Source organism: Nonomuraea longicatena, from assembly GCF_039525605.1.
GTDB lineage: Bacteria > Actinomycetota > Actinomycetes > Streptosporangiales > Streptosporangiaceae > Nonomuraea > Nonomuraea longicatena.
Genome location: NZ_BAAAHQ010000089.1, coordinates 1 through 580, shown reverse-complemented (window position 1 = coordinate 580; position 580 = coordinate 1). Strand labels below are relative to the sequence as shown.

General features: G+C 53.3%; 1 protein-coding gene. It reads left to right on the top strand.

Annotation, left to right across the window (positions count from 1 at the left end; translation table 11 throughout):
* Window positions 1-149: 149 nt before the first annotated feature.
* A complete protein-coding gene (locus ABD120_RS39980; RefSeq protein ID WP_425564121.1) occupies window positions 150-527 on the top strand; it encodes an SUKH-4 family immunity protein in 378 nt (125 codons plus the stop codon).
* Window positions 528-580 lie beyond the last annotated feature (53 nt).

The window sequence follows — 580 nt, the reverse complement described above, 5'->3', positions numbered from 1 at the left end:
TCGCGATCACGCTGTGATCAGCAGGCGCCCGCCGAAGATGAAAACAGCTCAGTGATCTTATCCCTGGGATCAGGAAAGTAGATTCAGGAGCAACCGCGACCTTGAAGATGCTGTAGGCGATCTATTCGCTCGTAGTCCTGGAAGTAGTGATGGAGACAGAGGGATTCCCGCGAGGCAATGGCCTTTGGCCCAGTAAGCGGCGAGTGGTTTTCGGCGACCCGGGGTGTATCGCGGGCTCCGCTGCTGCGATGCTTGTCGAACAAGGGGTCCCGTGCTCACTGATCGGGCTGATGTATACGGCAGATGCCGCCCTTGAGATAGTCGATCATCCGACCTGCGGCAAACTTGTCAGGTTCGGTCATTCCGGATATTCTGAGTTAATATGTGTAAATATAGAAGATGGTCATGTACTTCAATTTTCTGAATCCATCGGCGATCGACAAGTGAGTCTTGTCAACTCCTCTCTTGGCCAGTTCGTCCAGTCGGCTGATCTGGTTGTCGATCGGTTTCCGTTCTACAGCATCTAAGAGCGTGTTTGAGAAGATCATTCACGTTCGGCGTGGTGACGTGACGACGAGCG